The organism is Nostoc sp. WHI (assembly GCF_015714725.1).
In the GTDB taxonomy this organism is placed as follows: domain Bacteria; phylum Cyanobacteriota; class Cyanobacteriia; order Cyanobacteriales; family Nostocaceae; genus Nostoc.
Window position 1 is genome coordinate 1 of sequence record NZ_WBKM01000357.1, and the last position, 8,305, is coordinate 8,305.

The window sequence follows — 8,305 nt, forward strand, 5'->3', positions numbered from 1 at the left end:
GATTCTCTAAATACTGCATCACCAGTATCATCGCCAACCGCCAAGGTGCTTGCGCTGGCTGACCGCGTTGCGGATAAAGTGCAGCGAAGTCTTCATCTTGATAAAAGACCCCAAGTTCATCACGCAAGCGCATATATAAATTACCTTTTGGAAATGCGGCCTTGGCTACACGTACCGTTTCATCGGGAATAGGAGGAATTTCTTCAGGATGTAAGCACATATACTGCCTCCACAGGTATTTCTTCTAGTTTATTGATTATTGAGGCAGCTAACTTAATTTTTTTCTTTCCGTGTATTACATGGGAAGGTAGAATTACCCTTCCCATGTAATACACGGTAAAATCGGCGTTTTTATGTTAAGTAATGTTTCGCCAACAGTATCCGATGGGCAGCAGATAGTTACGGTATCAGTTGATTTTACTGGGTTGATGTGGGAATCATCAGGGAAGTTAGTAGGTAAGTTGCAACAGCATACTGGTGGTGTTAATAGTGCCAGTTTTAGTGGCGATGGTAAATGGATTGTAACAGCAGCAAATGATGGTGCAGCGAGGCTGTGGGATACACAAAGTATAATTTTGACTGAGTTGCAAGGACACCAGAAAGAGCTAAGGAGTGCAAGTTTTAGCCCTGATGGCAAGCTAGTTGTAACATCAGCAGAAGATGGTACGGCGCGGGTGTGGAACATCGCCAACAAAAAACTACTAGCAGTTCTTAAAGAAAATAATTCCACTGTTACAGCCGCGAGTTTCAGTCCAAATGGCAAGCTAATTCTTACCTGTTCCCCAGGTTCTATTCATGTATGGGATATATCGGGCAATTTGTTGACAGAAATAATAGATTACGAAAATTTTATTCAAAGGCCTCGTTTTAGCTCTGATGGGCAGCTAATTATCGCTACAGGAGATGATGGCTATCATGTGTGGGAGACTTCCGGCAAGTTAGTAACAAAAATAAACGGGTATTCTTTGAGTCTTGATGGACAAAGAATTGTGAGTATCACAAGCAAAACTGTTAATATTTGGGATTTGTCTGGCAATTTATTAACAGAAATTAAATACCAAGGAGCAAGTAGCGTTGCATTTAGTCCCGATGGCAAGCAAATTGTTACCGTCTCCAAAGACAACATTGCTAGGATTTGGGACGTTTATGGTAATTTTCTAACGGAGCTGACAGGCCCTCAAGATTATGCCAATATTCCCATTTTTAGCCCAGATGGAAAGCATATTGTCGCAACTGCTTCAGATGAAAATACCCGCGTGTGGGATTCATCAGGTAATTTGCTAGCAACTTTTAAAGGTAGTTTATTCCCTGATGGTATTAATTTTAGTCCAGATGGAAAAAGGCTGTTTGCTCCCTTTGGTAAAAGCGTTCGTGTGTGGGATTTGTCTGGTAATGTGTTAGCAGAACTTACAGGATTTCAAGGAAAAATAACTAGTACGAACTTTAGTGCTGATGGACAACAATTAGTAGCTGCATCCGACGACTATACTGCTCGTGTCTGGTACTTGACTGAAAATATGCCCCCACAATTCAAGTTGCCTGACACACCTTTTTCCAATTATATTGACCCTGATTCTCGCTTAAAAAAACGGATTACAGAAGCTTATATAAGCTTTAGTCTTGATGGGCAGCGTGTGGTTGTCTACTCTGATTACGGCATTGCCCGTGTGTGGGATATATCAGGTAAGCTATTAGCAAAGTTGAGAGGTGTAACTGACGGGGTGAATTTTAGTCCTGATGGAGAGAAGATACTTACTACTTCTAACCGTAACATCCGTATATGGGATATTTATGGCAATTTGTTAGCTGAATTTGAAGGCGGAAACACTGCGAAATTTAGCGCTGATGGCAAGCGAATTGTCACTACTTCTTATAGAAATGGTTTTGTTAGTTTATGGGATATCTCTGGCAAGTTAGTAGCAGAACTCAAAGGGCAAGAGGCAAATTTTAGCGTTGATGGAAAACGAATTGTCACTACTTCCGTCGATGATATCGCCCGTGTTTGGGACAGAAACGGCAAGCTAATCACAGAATTAAAAGGGCATGAGGCTATAGCCACAAAAGCTAATTTTAGTCTAAATGGACAAGAAATAGTGACTATATCTGATGATAAAACTGCTCGTTTATGGAACATTTCTGGTCAGCAGTTAGTATTATTAACAGGACATCATAATAAATTAACCAGTGCTAGTATTAGTCCAAATGGGAAGCAAATCATCACCGTATCTAATGATGAAAATTATAGCTCTTCTGATGGAAACACTTATACAGCTATTTTATGGAATATAGATGGCAAATTACGAAAAGAGTTTAAAGAGCTTAAAGAACTTTGGGGGGCGGGAGATAGTGCCAGTTTCAGCCCAGATGGTCAGAAAATATTGACTGTATCTGATGATGATAAAGTCAATATATGGGATTTATCAGGTAAAAAGTTAGTAGAACTTAGTAGTTTTGATCGTAAGCATTTTGTCAATAGTGCTGGTAAAGCTTTTATCAAAAGTGCAAGTTTTAGTCCAGATGGAAAGCTGATTGTTGCAGCATTCAATGGTAATATCGTCCGTGTATGGAACTCTTCTGGTAAGTTAGTAGCTGAACTCAAAGGAGGATTGAATAACAACGCCAGATTCAGTCCAGATGGTAAAAAAATTGTCACCATATCACAAGATACAACTGCTCGTGTTTGGAATTTGTCGGCCAAATTAACCTTCGTACTTCAAGAAGGAACTGAAGTACAGGTCAAGAATGCAAATTTTAGCCCAGATGGACAGATGGTTGTTGCTGTTATGGAAAATAATACTCCTCGTCTATGGGATGTCTCAGGTAAGTTCCGAGCAGAACTACAAGGACATGAGTTTTGGGTTGAAAGTGCCACTTTTAGCCCGAATAGTAAATTAATTGTCACCGCATCAGGTGAAGATGCACGTATTTGGGATACTTCTGGGAAACAATTGGCGATACTTCAGGGACATCAAGGGTCGGTGATTGGTGCAAGTTTTAGCCCAGACGGAAAACGAATCATTACTCGAACAAATGACAATACAGCCTATATTTGGGACACTTCTGGAAAACTAATAGGTAAAACCAACGAAGATTTAGAAACTTTCAACCCTGATGAAAAACTAATAATCGCTGAATCTAAGAACGATAATGATGGAAATACCCGTATATTAAATAGTTCTGGCAAGCTAATAGCTGAACTCAGAGGACATCAGGGCAAAATCAACACTGCTTATTTGAGTCGAGATGGTAAATTAATTGTCACTGGTTCTGAAGACGGAACTGCTCGTGTATGGGATATAAATGGCAAACAACTCGCTATTTTTAGTTCACCAAATCCCCCATCTTCCCCGAAAGTTGAAGCAGACAAACTACGTGATTTACAATTCTACGCCCCCAACTGCGCCCTAGCATTCGACCCCTGGCAAAAAGCTCTAAAAATCTATCAAGAAATCTCCGACACTGAAAACCAAGCAGTCATCCTCGAACAACTCGGCAATGCTTACTATTGTCTCAGTGACTACACCAAAGCTATTAAATCCTACAATAATGCTTTAGAAATCGCCAAAAAATCTAACTATCCCCAAAGACAAGTCAAAAATTTCGCCAATCTCGGTAATATTTACAATTCCTTAGCTGACTATGAGACAGCAACTAAAAATTACAATGATGCTTTAAAAATTCTAGAGCAAAATCCAGACACACAACTCAAAGCAGAAGTTTTACAAAGTCGCGGCAATATTTACATATCTCAAGGTAAATATAACGAAGCAATTCAAGACTTATCGCAAGCATTAGCTATTGACAAAAACGCTTCTAGTGTTGCTAAAACTAGAGTTAATTTGGCAAATATCTATTATTCATTGGGCGACTACAATAAAGCAACTCAATATTACAAAGAGGTTACCGAATTTATTCCCAGTGAAGCACTAGGAGGTTTAGGGAATGTTTACTTTGCACTGGGTGATACAGCAAAGGCTATTGATTTTCATCAGCAAAGTTTAGCAAAAGCAAAACAAAATGAAGATAAAGAAGCTGAGGGGAATGCTTTAAACAATGTTGCCAATGCTCTGCGCCAAGCTGGTAAACTTCCTGAAGCTGAAAAACATTTGCGGGATGCGATCGCTATTTGGGAAAACCTCCGCCTCACATTAGACGATGCCAACAAAATATCTATCTTTGAAAAGCAGACTCGCACCTACCGCCTGCTACAAGAAGTGTTGATTGCTCAGAATAAAATCACTGAAGCCTTGGAAATATCTGAACGTGGTAGGGCGAGAGCTTTTATTGATTTACTTAATAAACGATTATCTCCTAATCCAACTGAGCAATCGAAAGTGACAGCACTGAATATTGAACAGATTAAACAAATTGCTAAAAACGAAAATGCAACTCTCGTTCAATATTCAATTATTACTGATGAATTCAAAGTTAATGGTAAACCACAAACTCAAGATTCAGAGCTATATATTTGGGTTATTAAACCCACAGGTGAAATCACATTTAATCGTAGCGACCTCAAGCCTTTATGGCAAAAAGAAAACACAAATTTAAAGAAATTAGTTGACAAAACCCGTTTCTCTATGGGGCTGAGAGACATCAAGAGTCGCGGTCTTCGTAATATTAAAGTTTCAGCAGCCGAAGGAGTAAAGCAGGGCGATCGCTTACAACGACTCCATGACTTTTTAATAAAACCCATTGCAGATATCCTATCCAATAACCCCAATGACCGAGTTATCTTTATCCCTCAAGGTGAATTGTTTCTTGTTCCTTTCCCCGCGCTGCAATATGACCAAGATAAGTACCTAATTGAAAAACACACCATCCTCACTGCACCATCAATTCAGGTATTGGATTTCACATCAAAGCAACAACGACGTGTAGAGAAGTTAAATGGCAAGTCTTTAATTGTAGGCAATCCAATAATGCCGAAAGTGGAGTTGGAACCAGGAAAACCCCCTGAACAATTAAATAATTTACCTTGGGCAGAAAAGGAATCTAAAGATATTGCTGAAATCCTCAAAACGCAAGCTCTGACAGGTAAAGAAGCTAGTAAGACTGCAATTTTACAGAAGATTTCCCAAGCCCGAATCATTCACTTTGCTACCCACGGTTTACTTGATGATAACCGGGGATTGGGAAGTGCGATCGCTCTTGCTCCCTCCAGTAAAGATAACGGCTTACTCACCGCCGAAGAAATCTTGAACCTGAAGTTAAATGCAGATTTAGTCGTTCTCAGTGCTTGCGACACTGGACGCGGACGCATTACTGGTGATGGTGTGATTGGTTTGTCTCGTTCTTTAATTAGCGCAGGTGTCCCCAGTGTTATTGTATCCTTGTGGGCAGTTGATGATAATTCCACATCATTTTTAATGACAGAGTTCTATAATAATCTGCAACAAAAGCTTGACAAAGCCACAGCACTTAGAAAAGCCATGCTGACAACGATGGAGAAATATCCTCAACCAAAAAATTGGGCGGCTTTTACGTTGATTGGTGAATCGTGAACTATCTCGGCTCTCAGACAAGAGACGCGATAAATCACCGTCTTTACAAAGGGGGGAGTTATCGCGTCTTTGGAACCTGCATTTTGCATATCCTCCCACCGACAAGATATACATGTTTGTAAATTTCTGAACACTTATGAAACGCATTACATCTGGTATTTTACTCACGGGTTGTCTTTGGTCTGGGCTGGGGATCTTCTTCATTCCCCCACAGGTGACAGCCGTTGCTCAAACCCAGGAGGATAGTAACTTATTTTACATTTATAAAGGACAACGCATTCCCCTAAAGCAGCGACAAGATGCGATCGCTGTTACTTTTAAAAAAGTCTCTACCCGTAACCCTGCGGCTCAACCCCTTTATCTGCAACTCCAAGAATCCCTACAGGGTGGCGTTCGGGGAGGTAGTGGGGCAAAAGTTAGTCCTTTGGGCGAGAACTATGCTCTAGTAAATTTGCCTGCTGGAACCCTAAAAGCCTTACAGCAGCGCATTCAGAAGCAACCCTACGTAGAAAATACTTTACCAGTCCTGACTCGTCAGCAAACCAAAGAAGTTATTGTTCTACCCAACGAAATTATCGTTAGTTTTGACGCCAAAGTTGACCAAAGCCAGAGACAGACTATATTACAGCAGAATAATCTCACAATTGTGCGTCCGTTGCGCTTCAACCGCGATCGCTATCTGGTCAAATCCACGGCGGCGGTTGGGACACAAATCCTCAATGTCGCCAACCAACTCAACAATGTCAAAGGCATCTCCTCTGCTCAACCTAACTTCATCCAATCAATTACCGACCAAAATCTCGAAACAGCTAGCAAACAAGTGGCGAATCTCAAGGGAACTGAGGATGGGGTATTGGGAAAACTCTTACCTAGTTCCCAGTCCCCAGACCTCAGTCCCCAGTCTACTAGAGGGATTTCTCCAAAAACCAGCTTACTCGGATTGGCGTGGCATTTGAACAGCTTACCCCTACAACAATGTTTTTCCCAGCTATCTAGTTGGGAATTATTACAAACCTGTCTGCAAAAGTCTACTGTCGCCACAAAATCTCCTGTCTCCCGCACAGATATTCGCGTCACCGAAGCTTGGAAACGTAGTAACGGCGGACGCGGTGTAGTTGTTGCAGTCATAGATAGCTTGATTCAATGGGATCATCCTGATTTGGCAGGTAGTCTCTATACTGTGAAAGCGGCTGACAAATGTCCAGATGAAGTCCACGGGTGGGATTTTTCTAGTAGTGGTAATAGTCTCGACCCCTGCGAAATCGGCGATGGAGATACCCGCATCAGTCGTACTGAACTCGCCATTCTTACAGCCAGATTTCAAGATACCTTCAAATTATCGGATGCAGAATTAATTCGACAATATTCTGTTGAAGCGCTGGAGGTGAAACAAAAATACCCAAATGCGTCTGTGGAGGAAATTGCTCATATTTTACGTTACGTTTTTCGCACCTATAAAGTCGGGGGAGAATTTCATGGTACTTGGGTGAGTGGGGTAATTGCTGCTAAACCCCAAGATAATCTGGGATTGGTAGGTGTAGCGCCCAATGCTCAAATTTTACCTGTGCGGTTGTTTGGATTGAATGGAAGTTACAGTCCTTCTGCCTATATTGAAGCCATTGGTTACGCAGCCGATCGCGGTGCTGATATCATTAATCTCAGCTTGGGTAGTACACTACCAACTGACGGAGAAGAAGAAGCGATCGCAGATGTCCTCAAGGCACATCCTAAACTGGTAATTGTGGCTGCTGCGGGTAACGAAAACTCTAACCGTGTCGCCTATCCCGCCGCCTATCCGGGAGTAGTGGCTGTTGGTGCAACAAATCTTTTAGGTAATCGCGCTCCTTACAGTAACTACGGCAAAGGTTTAGCCATAGTTGCACCAGGAGGAGACTTAAATACTCCAGGAATGCTGGGCGGAATACCCACCACAGGCGGTACTTGGCTGGATACTTTTTGGCAAGGAATGTCCACCCCTGAGTCTCGTTGGTCTACCGTGCTGGATGCGCGGGGCAAATATTGGTGGGTGGAAGGCACATCTTTTGCATCACCAGCCGTCGCGGGGGTAGTGGCTTTGATGAAAGGAGAAAATAAAGAAATTAGCAGAGAAGGTTTGGTGAGTATCTTAAAATCTACAGCTAGTTATCAAGGGCTGAGTATCTCTGATGATGATGCTAGGAGATATCGCTCACAGCGACGCAAAGGTGAAGTTTCATCTGCGGTGAAAGGTAAGTCGTACTTTTTTGGCAAAGGACTGGTGAATGCTGATGCCGCAGTCAAGGCGGTGAAAAAAAGGCGATAAAATTATAGATATAGCTTGAAAAGCGATCGCCACACCAAGGTTGGAGTTATTATCTCCGACTGAAAATTTTTGAATAAATTCTAATTACCTTCTTGCTGTTCCAACCAAGTTTCTAAATCAGATACATTTGTGATAACGTCAAAGATGAAGCTGCTACAGCAGCAATTCTCATTTTGAAATAAATAGGGTATTAATCGCCATTTTGAAATTCAATACGTAGCACAAAATAATTAGTTTTTTAGGGAAAGGCGTAGGCGCAGCGCGCACTTCTCTACAAGACGCTCCGCAAAGGGCAAGCTCAGTGACCACCGCAGGCATCACTAAAAAATAATTGACTACAATTATTAAGTATAAATACTGACATATTTGAGGGATTTGCTTAAAAACGAAGGGTAAATCCAGGAAAGTAGTTCTGTTTTTAGAATATAGAACTTAATTAAAATAACAATTTATAATAGTTATCGAGCTTTGGTAAAATTAGTGAATTGAAAAATATTAA

2 protein-coding genes and 1 pseudogene are annotated in these 8,305 nt (G+C 41.3%); 2 read left to right on the forward strand and 1 reads right to left on the reverse strand.

All coding sequences use genetic code 11. The annotated features are described in order from the left end of the window. Positions 1 to 220: pseudogene (locus F8S12_RS36975) on the reverse strand (IS5/IS1182 family transposase); the annotation flags it as partial. Between the two features lie 133 nt (positions 221 to 353). On the opposite strand from F8S12_RS36975, the gene F8S12_RS36980 reads away from it, so the two are divergent. Then, positions 354 to 5,504 (forward strand): CHAT domain-containing protein, encoded by a 5,151-nt coding sequence (locus F8S12_RS36980; protein WP_196521307.1) that lies wholly within the window; start codon positions 354 to 356, stop codon positions 5,502 to 5,504. 136 nt (positions 5,505 to 5,640) lie between these two features. Further along, complete coding sequence (locus tag F8S12_RS36985) at positions 5,641 to 7,806, forward strand: S8 family serine peptidase (RefSeq protein WP_196521308.1); 2,166 nt, start codon at positions 5,641 to 5,643, stop codon at positions 7,804 to 7,806. The last annotated feature ends 499 nt before the right edge of the window (positions 7,807 to 8,305 follow it).